Annotated in this window: 12 protein-coding genes; 10 read left to right on the forward strand and 2 right to left on the reverse strand. The window is 48.0% G+C overall.

Going from position 1 to position 14,572, the window contains the following annotated elements; translation table 11 throughout:
* Positions 1-177: 177 nt before the first annotated feature.
* Together BMW79_RS12440 and BMW79_RS12445 are read left to right on the forward strand one after the other, a co-directional pair.
* Positions 178-669, forward strand: coding sequence for a hypothetical protein (locus BMW79_RS12440; RefSeq protein ID WP_143059140.1), 492 nt, complete (start codon positions 178-180; stop codon positions 667-669).
* Between the two features lie 100 nt (positions 670-769).
* Positions 770-1,123, forward strand: coding sequence for a hypothetical protein (locus BMW79_RS12445; protein WP_143059141.1), 354 nt, complete (start codon positions 770-772; stop codon positions 1,121-1,123).
* Here BMW79_RS12445 and BMW79_RS12450 read toward each other — a convergent pair.
* Positions 1,120-1,476 (reverse strand): DoxX family protein, encoded by a 357-nt coding sequence (locus BMW79_RS12450; RefSeq protein WP_089895144.1) that lies wholly within the window; start codon positions 1,474-1,476, stop codon positions 1,120-1,122. The genes BMW79_RS12445 and BMW79_RS12450 overlap by 4 nt on opposite strands.
* Positions 1,477-1,537: 61 nt before the next feature.
* Positions 1,538-2,134 (reverse strand): Crp/Fnr family transcriptional regulator, encoded by a 597-nt coding sequence (locus BMW79_RS12455; protein ID WP_089895146.1) that lies wholly within the window; start codon positions 2,132-2,134, stop codon positions 1,538-1,540.
* A gap of 100 nt (positions 2,135-2,234) precedes the next feature.
* Here BMW79_RS12455 and BMW79_RS12460 point away from each other — a divergent pair, with 100 nt between their 5' ends.
* The 8 genes from BMW79_RS12460 to BMW79_RS12495 all read left to right on the forward strand — a co-directional run bounded on the left by BMW79_RS12460 (position 2,235) and on the right by BMW79_RS12495 (position 14,554).
* Positions 2,235-3,272, forward strand: a complete 1,038-nt coding sequence (locus tag BMW79_RS12460) for a GlxA family transcriptional regulator (RefSeq protein WP_089895148.1) — start codon at positions 2,235-2,237, stop codon at positions 3,270-3,272.
* Between the two features lie 57 nt (positions 3,273-3,329).
* Complete coding sequence (locus BMW79_RS12465; RefSeq protein ID WP_218150307.1) at positions 3,330-4,004, forward strand: HD domain-containing protein; 675 nt, start codon at positions 3,330-3,332, stop codon at positions 4,002-4,004.
* 236 nt (positions 4,005-4,240) lie between these two features.
* Positions 4,241-4,840: an RNA polymerase sigma factor gene (locus tag BMW79_RS12470; protein WP_089895151.1), complete on the forward strand. Its 600-nt coding sequence runs from the start codon at positions 4,241-4,243 to the stop codon at positions 4,838-4,840.
* 102 nt (positions 4,841-4,942) lie between these two features.
* On the forward strand, positions 4,943-6,142 hold the full coding sequence (locus tag BMW79_RS12475; protein WP_089895153.1) for a FecR family protein: 1,200 nt from the start codon (positions 4,943-4,945) through the stop codon (positions 6,140-6,142).
* Positions 6,143-6,384: 242 nt separating this feature from the next.
* On the forward strand, positions 6,385-9,876 hold the full coding sequence (locus tag BMW79_RS12480; RefSeq protein ID WP_177192142.1) for a SusC/RagA family TonB-linked outer membrane protein: 3,492 nt from the start codon (positions 6,385-6,387) through the stop codon (positions 9,874-9,876).
* An 11-nt stretch (positions 9,877-9,887) separates the two neighbouring features.
* The gene (locus BMW79_RS12485; RefSeq protein WP_089895156.1) at positions 9,888-11,321 is read left to right on the forward strand and encodes a RagB/SusD family nutrient uptake outer membrane protein; all 1,434 of its coding nucleotides are present in this window, start codon (positions 9,888-9,890) and stop codon (positions 11,319-11,321) included.
* Between the two features lie 84 nt (positions 11,322-11,405).
* Entirely contained in the window at positions 11,406-12,350 is a 945-nt protein-coding gene (locus BMW79_RS12490) for an ABC transporter ATP-binding protein (protein ID WP_089895158.1), read from the forward strand.
* A complete protein-coding gene (locus BMW79_RS12495; protein ID WP_089895160.1) occupies positions 12,347-14,554 on the forward strand; it encodes a Gldg family protein in 2,208 nt (735 codons plus the stop codon). The genes BMW79_RS12490 and BMW79_RS12495 overlap by 4 nt, the downstream gene beginning before the upstream one ends.
* Positions 14,555-14,572: the final 18 nt, after the last annotated feature.

The following is a 14,572-nucleotide window of genomic DNA, read 5'->3' on the forward strand; positions in this document are numbered from 1 at the left end:
AATTACTGTATTCATTTATTACTACGAGTTTGTTCAAGACCCCGGAAACACATACCGTGATGAATCTTCATGTTGTTTGATAACTGCTATACGCCAGATACATATCGGGTGAATGTAATCACTATTAATCCTATTTGTTGTGCAGATCGAATTTATATAATCCTATAGCCTTTATTAATGGAAACATTGGAATTAAAACGTGAGAAGACACGTGAGTTGTCAATTTATGATTTTTTTGTTGTACTGCAGGTAGAATGGGTACAGGCAGATATACGACATCGCATTTACCGCAGCGAAAAAGATAAGAAATACTGGGAAAGAGTAAAGGAAGGAAAAGAAATGTCTATCCGGAAAATTGCGGAACGTAACAGTTTACCTACTATTTTTGATGACCCCTATATAAAAAATGATATTGATAAACGGGTATTTCAAACATCTTCCTATCCCTTATTCACTTACAAAAATGCAGAGATGAAAGCAGAGCTGGAATATCTTGATCTGTTATTCTACTATTACAAAGGTAGCGCGGTGAGATGCGAATTGCCGGATGGTAGTTTGAAACAGGGTAGGATTACTGCATACCAGCCTTTCGATGCATTACTGACGGTAACCATTGACAATGTGTGCCTGAAGGTGCCGGTAACCAAAACTATCCGCACTGATTTTTAAAATATAAGGGCGACCCTGCCCTTATATTTTTCCTGGAGAGATTGCTGTTGAAATCATATATCCCGTGATGATCTTATTGCCCTGTACTTTATTTATTGCCTTGGTCATATTGATAATACTGTATCAACGGCAGCACACCTATATCCGCGAACTGGAATCCATTCAACAGGTACCCGGAAACAGGTCGCTGTTGCAACGGGAACTGGAGATAGAGACCGTGGAGCTGAGCGTGGAAAAGTATATAGACGAAAGGAACTGGTATCATCAGGCCGACCAGGAAGTGGCAGATTTTTCCGCTTTCAGAAAACAACTGGAAACAGAGCTGGTAACAGCTCTGTTGGAATCCGGCCTTGTGAAAATTAAACTGTATACCATCAAAGATGAACAGGGCCATCCGCTTCCACTATGGGAATCTTTACTGAAAGCAAGCCTGCTGGTCTGTAAAATACCTTAACGCATATACGCTACCATTCCTGCCATCAGCAATAAAACAACATTAAAAGCCACTGACTTAAATTCAGCGCGCCTGTAGTGAATTGGTATCGCCATCACCATAATAAGCGCGAAGCAACCTGCCGCCAGCGGCGTAAGCTGCGGCACAATACCGGTAAGCCTGGGAAGAATAATACCAACAGCACCTGCTATTTCTGCCAGGCCGATAGAACGGATAACGGGGTAGGAGAGGTTGGCAACACCTGTTTGTCCCAGGCTGACTAACCGGTCTCTCTGTTGGGTGGCTTTCATGATGCCGGAATAAATGAATACGATGGCGAGAAAGCCTTGCAATGTCCATAAAAGCGTGTTCATGATCTGGGTGATTTTATACCACAAAGATCAGCTGCGTGCCACCGGCTTCCTTTGACATTTATCAAATAGTGTAATCTGCCCGGATGCGGCTGAGTGTTTCCTGCGTAATCCCCAGGTAGGAAGCGATCATGCCCAGTGGCACCCGTTGCAACAGTGTGGGTGATTGCTGCATCAGCTTTGAATACCGTTCGCGGGCCGAGGCAAAATGAAGATCATCGAAGCGTTGCTGCATCTGTACCGCACCGGCACTTACCATTAATCTGCCAAAGCGTTCTATTTCGTGATTTTTCCGGTAAAGCTGTTCCAGGTCATCGCGTCCGATAGCCCATACGATGGAGTGCTCCAGCGTTTCAATGCTGCGGATATCCGGTAATCCCGTAATAAAACTCACAATAGATACGGCCAGCGACTGCTCCGGGCTGATCCAGTCGGTGACCTCTTTTCCGTCCTTTATATAAAACGTGCGGGTTAGTCCCTCCTGAATAAAAAACAGGTGTTTGCAGCAACTCCCTGCGCTCACCAGGCAAACACCTTTGGGGTATTCCCTTTTTTCCGCAATGGAGGCAAAAGCGGCTCTGCTATCGGCAGACAGCGTGATATATTGACCAATTAACCGGAACAGGTCGTCCAGTGCAGGATCGTATTCATTTGCAGGCATGCGTTATTACTTACGCTCCTAAAGATAGGGACATTTGTTTGGCCTGAACGGTATTATTTATGGCATTTGAGACAACCGCTAATTCCCCTATCATTGCAGTATGAAAAGTATTCCACTCCCTGCACCAAAGCTGGTTGTAATTGTGGTGATGTCCGGCAATGTGCTGCTGGACATTGCAGGCCCCGCAGATGTATTTGTGACGGCAGGCAAAATACTGGCGAAAAGTCCGCAGCCTGTTGGCGGCTATGAAGTATGTGTGGCAGCTCCCGGGCATATCACACAACTTCCTTCCAGCGCAGGTCTGCAACTGATGTGCGCCACCTCGGTGCTGGATATCCGCCGCCCGGTAGATACCTTGCTGATAGCAGGATACAACAGTGACCAGGAAGAACTGGAAGATTACACGGCGTTTTATCAATGGCTGGGAGTAAAGGCGAAAGAGATACGTAGAATCGGCGCTGTCTGTGTAGGCACTTTCGCGCTGGCAAAAGCAGGCCTGCTAAACGGAAAACGGGCCACCACCCACTGGGAGTATTGCGGACAGCTCCAGGCATGTTTCCCGGAAGTGAAGGTAGACCCTAATCCTTTTTTTATAAAAGATGATAACCGCTACACGTCCGGCGGCGTCACTTCCGGGATGGATCTGGCGCTGGCACTGGTGGAAGAAGATCATGGAAAAGACCTCGCCGCACAGGTGTCGCGCAAACTGGTGCTTTACCTGAAAAGGCCCGGTTCACAGGCATCCTTCAGCGCCTTGCTGCCGGGTTATGCCATCGGCAATGCCATTTCCGGGCAACTCCGTACCTGGATCATGGAACACCTCTCCGCATCCATTGGCGTATCAGACCTGGCCGCACAGATGAATATGAGTACACGCAATTTCAGTCGCGCGTTTACAAAGGAAACAGGCATATCCCCGGCAAAATTTGTAGAGAAGCTGAGAGTAGAAGTGGCCAGGAAATACCTGGAAGACAGCTCCCTTTCCCTGGAAACTATTGCAGAGAGATGTGGCCTGGGCAGCGTGGTATCCATGCGCCGTATTTTTGACAGGCACCTGCATCTCACACCCGGCGACTACCGGCGGACGTTCCGGACTTCCATTGCAAGGGACTTCACAGGAGATATACCTGCTTCATAATTTCCTGCAAAACATATTCAGCAACGCTTATTCCTCACTTCATAAAATAGAATAATTATGCATCCCTCTCCCAGCATGCAGCCCGGTACGGGGCTGGCAGACTTCCTGTGCTTACCCGGCGACAAAGTTGCTGTAGCTGCGCTCCGGTTTGTACAAACACATGAAACAACATCGGTATATAATCACAGCGTCCGCAGTTTTATTTTTGCCCGTTTATATGCGGCGCATAAAGGACTACAGCCCGGGGTCGACTTTCATGAACAACTGCTGTTTATTTCCTGCCTGTTTCACGATATGGGCCTGACCACTATCGGCAATGGTCCCCAGCGATTTGAAGTAGAAGGAGCAGACCTGGCAGTGCAATTCCTTTCGGGAACCTCCTTTACCACAGCGGAAGCAGATATTGTATGGCAGGCGATTGCACTGCATGCCTGCGCTGGTATTGCGGAGAGAAGGGGAGTGGTTCCTTTGCTGACAAGAATGGGTGTGGTGATTGATTTCGGTGGCCCGCTGGCGGATTTTATTACAGATGCACAGGCCGCTGAAATTTTTGCCATGTATCCTCGCCTGTCTATGGCCACCAGCCTGGCCGATTGTATTGTGGAGCAATGCTGTGCCAATCCGGCCAAGGCACAGCGATATGCTATTGCAGGTGAATTATTCCGCGAACGCTCCCAGGGAGGATTGACGCAGATGGAAGAAAATACGATAAAGGGCCGTTGGGGAAACTAACCGACAGTTTTTTTATGAACACCCTCACAGGAAAGCATCTCCGGCTTTCCTGTTTTTTGCATTCCTGATATCATTATGGAATTTTGCATTATTATTATAACTTGCCGTATCATTTGTTAGTAAGCAGCAATCAATTTTAAGCGAATAGTAAGTAACCATTACAGGAATGTCATGCCTGTTTTTTATGAGCACATCTTTAGCCAGCGTTTATCAACATCATTATTAATCTTTTTTAATTGGACGACGGTCACTCTTTTGAAGCTCCTGACCTTTATAAGCGGATAGCAGCCGGAGATGAAGCTGCATTCAGGAGCCTGGTAGAACAGTATACACCGCGTTTGCAGGCCATGGCAGCGCGTATCACGGGATCTGTGGCGGTGGCAGATGACCTCGTACAGGATACCTTTCTCAAAATATGGGTAACCCGTGATCAACTCACGGAAGTAACACATCCAGGCGCCTGGGTGAAGAAGATCTGTTTTTTTCTGGCAGTCAATTATGTGCGCCGGCAGCAGATCCGGGAAAAAGTAATGGATACCATCGGGTATGAGAAGGAAACAACCATTACCGGTGTGCCGGTAGCGGAAATGATAGAGTTTCACCAGTTGCTGGGCTTTGTAAATAATGCTGTACAGCAACTTCCCGAAAAGCAACAACAGATTTACCGCCTGAGCCGTGAGCAGGGATGGAGTATGGCTGAAATTGCCATACATATGGGGCTTGCCGTTAGTACGGTGAAGAACCTGCAGGTGATGGCATTGAAAAATATCAGGGCTTCCCTTCAAAAGGCCGGCTATCCGCTATTGCTGGTCCTGTTAATGGATATTCTTCTCTGACCGGAAAAAAAGATGATCTTTTTTCGGTACCATCTTCCTGCTCATTTGTCTGATAACAGATAAGGGGATATAAACTGTCTTCGTTTACCTGTAATAACCAGCATGGAACATAGCACGCGACTACAATATTTAATGGAACGCCTGACCGCGCATACTGCCACGGAAGAGGAACTGGACGAATTGATCGGATTGGTGGACAACGACACAACCAGCGGCTCCATCGACGAGGTAGATGCCTGGCTGGAGGCTCAACATACGCAGCAGTTGCCGGTATATGATGCAGCACGCTGGAGGAAAGTGGCAGATGATATCCTGGGATCGGATAAGTTATTCCCGGAGCCTGTTACAAAGTCAGCAGGCCGTGTTCATATCCTGCACAGGTGGGGATGGGCCGCAGCAATTGTGTTATTGCTGGGCGCAGGTACCTGGTTGTTTCGATCTTATCATCAGTCCAAACCGGCTGTAATGGCGATAAATAGCCCACAGCTGGATGTTGATCCCGGTAAGAATGGAGCAATTCTGACGTTGGCCGACGGCTCACAACTGGTGCTGGATAGTCTGGGTAACGGCGTTGTTTCCCGTCAGAACGGTACCAGCATTGTATTACAAAGCAGTACACTGCAATATAGTCCCGGTGGTGCCACCAACAATGCCACCGAATATAATACCATCACCACGCCAAAAGGGCGGCAGTTCGAGGTGATACTGCCGGATGGTACAAAGGTATGGCTGAATGCAGGCAGTGCGCTGCAATTCCCGGTGGCTTTCAACGGAAAGGAAAGGGAGGTACAGCTTAATGGTGAAGCCTTTTTTGAAGTAGCGCCCCGTGCGGCACAGCCGTTTAAAGTAAAGGTGCGGCAGCAGTTGTCGGTGGAAGTACTGGGCACCAGCTTTAATGTAAACGCCTATACGAATGAACGGCACATTGCTACTACACTGATAGAAGGGGCCGTTCGGGTATCCCTGACCAACGAAAGCGGTCGTACGCTGGTGTTGAAACCTGGTCAGCAGGTACAGGCCACGGCAGAAAGTATGGAGATGATTTCCGGCGCCGCCGTGGAGAAAGCCATCGCCTGGAAGAATGGGCTTTTCAATTTTGAAGGAGTAGGGCTGCGGGAAATGATGCGGCAGCTCGAACGCTGGTATAACCTGGAAGTAGTGTATGAAGGAAATGTGCCGGATGTAAAGTTTTTTGGAGAGATGAGCCGCTCGCTCAAACTTGCGGATATACTGACCGGATTGGAAAGATCGGATGTGCATTTCCGCCTGGAAGCCGGGCGGCGGCTGGTAGTAATGCCTTGAGTAATGAATGTTAAACATTATACCAACATGAAATAAAAACTGGTCAACCGGCAAAAAAAAACCGGGAGTGCGACTAACACTTCCGGTTGCCTTTGAGTAATCAAAGGGTTGCCGGGTTGATTCAAAACAGGGTTTCGCGACCTCCATTTTTAACAACCAAACGTTGCAAATCTATGCAAAAAACTGCTTATTGGAGCCGTTGGGACTTGCCGTGCCGGCTCCCAACCAAAATGCTCCGGATTATGAGATTGACAAGTGTTCTTCTTCTCGCCATTTGCTTACATGTATCAGCCAGCACCTTTTCGCAATCCGTTACCTTTTCAGGCAGAGCGGTTCCGCTGGAACAACTGTTTACCGTTATTAAAAAACAAACCGGTTACGTGGTATGGGGAAAGTCGGCGCTCCTGCAACAGGCCGGGGCTGTATCGCTATCCGTAGCGGATATGCCGCTGACCAGCTTTCTCGACCTGGTCATGAAAGACCAGCCCATTAGTTATAAGATTGCCGGCAATACGATTATGCTGTTCAGCAAATCGGAAGCGCCGGCTTTCATCGCCGAAATAATACCGGATAAAGAAACACCGGTAACCGGACATGTAACCGATAGCCTGGGCGTACCGCTGATTGGCGCTACCATACAGGTAATGGGGAGTAATCAATCTGCCATTACCAATGCCGACGGGAATTTTACCATCCCTGTATTGGTCGGAAATGTACTTCGCATCAGCTTTATCGGGTTCAGAACAAAGGAACTCGTGATCACACCGGTGATACAAAAAACCGGGAATGCAGGTAACATTACCCTGTCGGTGGCCACGGCTAATCTGACTGAATTAAATGTAACTGCCAATACCGGTTATCAATCTATACCCAAAGAACGGGCTACAGGCTCCTTTGGCATCGTTACCGAAAAAACATTAAGCGCCAGGATGGAAACAAACCTGCTGGATCGCCTGGAAGGTACTATCCCCGGGCTTTTTATGCAGAACGGTTCCGTGAGCATCCGTGGCGTATCTACGCTTTATGGCAACCAGGATCCATTGTATGTGGTAGACGGATTCCCTTATGAAGGAGACCTGTCGCTGATCAATCCTTCGGATGTCATCAACGTAACGGTCATGAAAGATGCTGCTGCGGCATCTATCTACGGTACCAGGGCCGCTAATGGCGTTATTTCCATTACCACCCGCTATGGTAGCAGCCGCAAACCGGTGATCAATTTTACCAGTACTGCTTTTATGACACCCATCCCGGATGCCGGTTATATGAACCTGATGAACTCCGGAGAAATGGTAGACCTGCAACAGGAACTGTTTAATAAATGGCATCCCTCTTACAATGATGCCATCAGGCGCGCCGCTCAGCCCAAAGCACTGGAAGCGCTGTATAACTATGAGCAAAACCTCATCGACAAATCCACACTGGATAATACACTGAATACCCTGCGCCAGGGCGACGGACAGCGCCAGATTGAAAAAATGCTGATGCGCAACCAGCTGCAACATCGGGAGAGCTTCTCCGCCAGCGGTGGCAACGAGATTCATCAGTATAACATGATCATGAATTATACCGGTACACGTCCATACTCAACGCAGAGCAAGAATGAAGATATCAACGTGGGTATAAAAGATAAGGTGAAAGTATTTAAATGGCTCGATGCAGAAGTGGGCGCTTATACCAATTTCCGTAACGGAAAATATCCCCGTGAAACACCGGAAGGCTTTTACCGCAATATGCCCTACGAAGTACTGAAAAATGCCGATGGTAGCCTGGCTGGTTGGTCGAAGCTGAAATCACCCTACGAAATTGAGCGCTTAAAAAACCTGGGATTATACGATGAAACATTTAACCCGTTGAGCGAAGCCGGAAAGTCGGATACCCGTTACTGGTCGAACCAGTTCCGCTTACAGGGCGGCTTTACCGTGAAAATAATGAATGGCCTGAGCCTGGACCTGAAGTACCAGACAGAAAGAGGAAGCAGCTATTCCAAAACCTATTTCTCTCCCGATTCCTATTATGCCAAAAGCCTGATCAACGATGCTACCCAGATCATCAATGGAGATGTGATAAAAAATGTACCCGATGGCGGACAGGTATATGAAGGCCGTGGTGATAATAAATCCTATACCGCCCGTGCCCAGCTGAATTTTGATCAGCATATCCGTTCCAGGCATCATATCTCGGCATTGGCAGGCGTAGAAAGAAGAGCGGTGACGGCCTCATCTACCAATGTATTTAAAATGGGTTACAACGATAACAACCTGCAGTATCTGCCAGTGAATGAAATCGCGCTGGGAAACCTGAAAGGCACGGAATCCATTAACGGTACTATCTACTGGAAGTATAATAACGATAATAATTTCCGGTATGGGGAAGACCGCTACATTTCTGCCTATGGCAACGCCGGTTACACCTACAACGATAAATACAACCTCACCGGAAGCGTACGGATAGATAACTCCAACCTGTTTGGCACCGATCCCCGTTACCGCTACCTGCCACTGTGGTCTGTAGGCGCCAGCTGGAGAATATCGGAAGAAGATTTTATGAAAGATATCAGCTGGTTGAACAACCTGGGGATCCGCTCCACTTATGGACTCAGTGGCAACGTCGCTAAAAAAGTAGGTCCCTACCTGCAGGCCAGCTCTTCTTTCTTTTCGGAAGCAGGAGCTACTGCTACAGATATTATTTATCCGCCCAACAAATCATTGCGTTGGGAAAAAACGGCGACGGTCAATATCGGTATCGACTTCGCCCTGCTGAACAACAGGGTGTCGGGATCACTGGATTATTATGTACGTAAGAGCAGCGACCTGCTCGGAGAAAAAGCCATTGATCCTACCAATGCCTTTCCCAGTGCATTGATCAACTATGGTAGTTTAACCAACAAAGGAATTGAATTGGCGCTCAATACCGTGAATATCAAACAGCGACATTTCAGCTGGAACACTTCCCTGGTAGTCAGTCATAATAAAAACCGGATGACGGAGATCAACACGAGAACGGAGAACATATATGGCCTCACTGCGGGTTGGGGGGTAAACCGCGTAGGTTATCCGATGAATGCGGTATTCAATTTCAGATCAGCAGGTCTGGATCCCACCAACGGATCTGTGCTGGTGTATGATGCGGCAGGAAAAGTAGTAAAGAATTATGACCAGAGCGGAGAGATCGTGGCCAATATGACGGACATCAACGGCCTGGTATACGGTGGTACCTTAACACCTACCTATACTGCAGGACTCACCAACACTTTTACCTGGAAACAACTGACACTGAGCGTAATGCTGATTGCCAACGGAGGCAACGTACTCCGGGATGTAGTGCCTGCGCTTAGTTACGGGTTGCTTAGCACTAACCTGGATAAACGGGCGGCTAATTTCTGGCGTAAACCAGGCGATGAATTGAAGCCTGGCACCATGCCCGCACCGGACCTGAAAGCCAACGGCGGCAGCTATTATACGCTGATCTGGTATGCTTCCGATAAGAACACATTGAAAGCGGACTACATTAAAGTAAGAGATATTTCTCTTGCCTACAGTTTGCCGGAAAAGCTGTTCCCTACCAAAAAGCTGACCGCTGCCAAACTGAGTTTACAGCTGCGTAATCCGTTCAGCTGGTACCGGAATGAGGCGGGGATTGACCCGGAAGCATATACCGCTGCCAGCCAGTACGCCAACCGCACATTGCCACAAATGACTACTTACATGGTAGGTCTTGATATCACTTTCTAAACGTTGGAAACATGAAGTCATTACATCTATATATGATTACCAGCCTGCTGTTATTGTCAGGCTGCACAAAGTTCCTGGACATAAAACCAAAGGATAAATTCATCCCGGTAACAGTAGCGGATTATGAGAATATGCTCAACTCCGGCACGATTGTCAACTATGGAGATTATTTCTGGGATCTGCTCTCAGATGATGCATTCCTCCCGGAAGGAGAACCCGGTAACCTCTTTTCCAAACAGCAGCTATGGGGAAGAAAGATTTATACCTTCAACAGCAGCCCTTATGAACAAGGGCTCACAGACTTTACCTGGAGCGAAGGGTATAAAAGGATCTTCTATTTTAATTCCATCATCAACAATATCATGGATGCCACAGAAGGCACAGTCGAGAATAAGAAAAGCGTGCGTGCAGAAGCTTTGCTGGGTCGTGCTATGGAGCATCTCCTGATGGTGAATGTATACGCGCAGCATTATGATGCGAATACTGCCGCTACGCAGCCAGGCATACCGCTGGCATTGATTGCAGATATCAATGCGAAGTTCACACGGAATACGGTAAAAGAAGTGTACGACCAGGTACTCAGTGATGCCAACGCCGCTATCGCCGATCTGCCGCTAAAACATAAACTCACCAAATTCAGGGCATCGAAAGCAGGCGGCTACGCGCTGCTGAGCAGGGCTTATCTTTTTATGGGTGATTATGCCAATGCGCAGAAGTATGCCGACCTCACGCTCTCGCTGCAGCATGAACTGGCCAACATGAATGCGTATAAGATCACCATCCCCGGTCCCTTTCCCAATGTACCCGGTGCCCCACTGGGCTGGACAGATATCCCGGATGGTCAATTGAATAAAGAAACGATTGTAGCCCGGCATTTTCTCCGCCCATTCGGACTAGGTATGGATGTTTGCGCTTCTCCTGAACTGACGGCGCTTTTCAGCAGCAACGACCGCCGCTGGATGCTGTACTATGCAGACGGCTGGCCGCCGGCGCCCCCATTTAACTATATGTCCCGGTATAAAGTAAAGCTTTACCTGCGTGGCGATTATTACAGCAACTATCTCAATGTACCGGAAGTATACCTGACCCGCGCAGAATGTAATGCCCGTAACAACAACCTGGCCGCTGCCCTGGACGATGTGAATACTTTAAGAAGCAACAGGATCACACCAGAGGCCTATAAAGCTTTTACACCGGCCGATTTCAACAATGATGCGGAAAAAGTGCTGCGTTTTGTACTCGAAGAAAGAAGGAGGGAACTGGCCTTCACAGGGATGCGTGTGATAGACCTGAAACGGCTGAATAAAGAAACCCGTTTTCAGAAAACGATTAAACATACTGCGGAAGGCAAAAACTATGAGTTATTACCGGGGAGTAATAATTATGTGCGCCAGCTGTGGCCCAGTGCCACAGTGTTTAACCCGGACTGGCCACTGAATCCATAATTTATTTGTCCTGTCCCTATACTAATGGTGACGCCGGTATCAACACCGGCGTCATTCACTTCCTATTGACTAATCAGATCAGACATGCAAGACAACATTGTTAAAATTGAAGGACTTTCCCACCGCTACAGTAAGGATTGGGCGGTACAGGATGTCAGTTTTGAGATCAATAAAAAGGGTATCGTCGGCTTACTCGGTTCCAACGGAGCGGGCAAGTCCACTACCATGAATATCCTCTGCGGCGTGTTAAGTCAGACCCGTGGCCAGGTACTGATTGAAGGCATCGATATGAGAGCGGCGCCGGAAGAAGCGAAGAAACGGATTGGCTTTCTTCCGCAGAACGCACCGTTGTACCTGGAGCAAACCGTGGATGAATACCTGACCTATTGCGCACACCTGCGACTCATAGAGAAACCCCGTATCAAAGCAGCGGTAGACGCGGTGAAAGAAAAATGCGGTGTGGCCCATTTCAGCAAACGGCTCATCGGCAATTTATCCGGTGGTTACCGCCAGCGGGTGGGCATCGCACAGGCGTTGATCCATAAGCCCCTGCTGGTAGTGCTGGATGAGCCTACCAACGGCCTGGACCCCAACCAGATCCTGGAAGTAAGACAGCTCATCAAGGAAATCGCCATCGATCGCGCCGTGATTTTTTCTTCGCATATCCTGTCGGAAATACAGGCTACCTGCCAGGATATTATTATGATCGAAGGTGGTAAAATGGTATTTAAAGATACCATGGAATCATTCAACAATTATATAGAGCCGGATAGCCTGATCACAACCATGGAGAATCCTCCGTCTGCAGCAGTGCTGATGGCCATCCCGGGGATAAACGAGGTAGTGTTTTTATCTGAAAATACCATCCGTATGCATTTTGATCCGACCGCTGATATTGCGGAAAGCATTGTGGAAATGAGCGTAGGCAACAGGTGGCGGTTAAAGGAAATCACCCTCGAAAAAAGTTCCCTCGACGCTATTTTTGCCCAACTATCCAATAAAAAATTAAAACCCGTTTTACAGAAATGAGAGTCATTATCAGAATAGCGCGTCAGGAGCTGAGTATCCTTTTTCATTCGCCGGTAGCATGGCTGATTTTAATCGTATTTCCCGTACAGATAGGAATTGATTTTCTGCATTACATCCAGATGATAGGCCGGGCACAGCGCATGGGGCATCATTTTACAGATGTTACCGCCATGGTGTTTGCAGGGAAGGAAGGATTTTTTCCGGGTGTAAAAAGTACCCTGTATTTCTATATTCCCCTGCTTACCATGGGGCTCATCAGCCGGGAAACACACAGCGGGTCTATAAAGCTGTTGCTGTCATCGCCCATTAAAGTAAGAGATATTGTATTGGGAAAATATGCCGCCATGATGGGATATGGCGCCGTACTACTCCTGATTATCTGTTTGTATTGTGTATCAGGCGCTTTTTTTATTGAGCATATCGACTGGAAATTAATGTTCTCCGGCGCATTGGGGATATACCTGTTGATTTGTGCATATGCGGCCATCGGGTTATTCATGTCGTCGCTAACCACTTACCAGGTAGTAGCCGCTATCAGTACCCTCGCGGTATTGGCGGGCTTAAACTTTGTCGGTGGCCTGTTCCAGGGCAATGATACCATCCGGCATATCACTTATTTTATGTCTATCGCCGGCAGAACAGAACAGTTTATTTTCGGATTGATCAGCTCAGAGGATGCATTTTATTTTGTGTTGGTCATCGGTTTCTTCCTGGCTATTACCGGCATGCGTTTGCAGGATCAGCGGGAAGCAAAATCAGTATATACCCGCACCGCGAGATATGTGGGACTCGTTGTATTTTGTTTTGTTACCGGCTATATCAGTTCCCTTCCTTCGTGTACCGGTTATATAGACATGACTGCCACGAAAACCCATACGCTGGGGCCTCAGAGTCTTGCGCTCATCAAAAAAATGGATAAACCATTAAAGGTAACCACCTATGTGAATATCCTGGACAACAACTATTACATGGGCGCCCCCGAAAAGAAAAGTGAGGATGAAAGGCTGTTGACACCCTATCGGCGCTTTATGCCCAATCTGAAGATGGAGTACGTATATTATTATGATTTCGCCAATAATAAAAGTCTGTATAAAAATTATCCGGGAGAAAGTGATGCGGCAATTGCAAAAAAAGTAGCAGATATCCAGGACCTGGATTACCGGAAAGTATTGCCACCTGCGCAGATCCGCAAGCTGGTAGATCTCGGACCGGAGGAAAACCGGCTTGTAAGATTGCTCCAGTACGGCGATGGAAAAACCTTTCTCCGTTACTACGACGATATCATGGTATATCCCAGCGAGCAGGAATTTACCGCCGCACTGAAACGTATTGTCACTCCTTCCAAAATTCCGGTGATCACTTTCCTGACCGGCAACGGTGAGCGGAGCATCACTAAAAACGGTGATGCTGCACTTAGGAAATTTGTAAATGAACTTACCTTCAGAGGAGCGTTGATCAATCAGGGCTTTAATGTAGATACCGTCAATCTTTCCGTGCAGGACATTGCGCCGGCCACCTCCGTATTGGTGATTGCAGATCCTGAAACTGCCTTCCCTGCCACTGTACAAGCGAAGCTGGATCAATACCTGGCTGATGGTGGCAGCTTACTCCTGATGACAGAGCCAGGTGCTGCTGCTGTGCTGGCGCCTTTACTGCAACAACTGAATGTACAGGCCGCCAATGCGCCGGTACAGGAGGAAAGCAGGGATTATGCACCGGATTTTATCCTGGCAGGTTTCTCAGACAGCGCCGGTGTCATCGCTTCCAGGCTGGAAGGCTACCGGAAAGATAGCGCCATTGTTTCCCTGGTTGGAGCTGCGCCGCTGCAATACGCGCCACAGGCAGGCTTCCGGACAGTACCTTTGTTGCAAACCAAAACACATCAGCCGTTGGCGTTAGCCCTGGAGCGGCAGGTGAAAAATAAATCCCAACGCATTATTGTAACAGGCGATGCAGATTTTATGAGTACCGGCGAACTTGGCCGCCGTCAGCCGGTTACCTGGAACCAGGCGTTCATCACAGAAATGTTCCGATGGTTTTCAGCAGAAGAATTTCCGGTGAGCACCGGTAAAGTAAGGCCCATTGATGTAATTGACAGCGATGACAAGGGTATCCTTACTATGCGGGTATTTTTCTTTGGCGTGATCCCGGCATCTCTCCTGATTTTTGCTACTGTGCTGTTGTTATACAGGAAGAGAAGATAAGCTTAAAACCAACCAATG

Origin of the sequence: Chitinophaga arvensicola (assembly GCF_900110835.1) — a bacterium.
Lineage (GTDB): Bacteria > Bacteroidota > Bacteroidia > Chitinophagales > Chitinophagaceae > Chitinophaga > Chitinophaga arvensicola.